The organism is Pseudomonas sp. SIMBA_067 (assembly GCF_046534675.1).
GTDB lineage: Bacteria > Pseudomonadota > Gammaproteobacteria > Pseudomonadales > Pseudomonadaceae > Aquipseudomonas > Aquipseudomonas putida.
Genome location: NZ_JAWRYH010000438.1, coordinates 1 through 271 on the forward strand (window position 1 = coordinate 1; position 271 = coordinate 271).

The following is a 271-nucleotide window of genomic DNA, read 5'->3' on the forward strand; positions in this document are numbered from 1 at the left end:
GGCAACTGATAATTGAAAAAGCATCTGACTTTTTCGCGGTGAGTCTAGCCTGCCCGCAAAGCCCCGGATTAGTAGAGTAGATTGAGACCATATCCGCCCGTAGGGCATCCCGCTGCTGCATGACCTGCTGATTACTCATCAGGTCCACAGCTTGCTGCCAGTAATCACTCGGCTGATTATAATCGGCATCATAAATACCTGCCAATTCAAACCTAATGGCGACACCACTGCTGGCCATGAGACTATTCGCGTCATTCAATGCAATTGCCAG

The 271-nt window shown here is 49.4% G+C and carries 1 pseudogene; it reads right to left on the reverse strand.

The window, feature by feature from the left end:
• Positions 1–238, reverse strand: a pseudogene (locus SB765_RS29795) (peptidase M72 family protein); the annotation flags it as partial.
• Between the last annotated feature and the right edge of the window lie 33 nt (positions 239–271).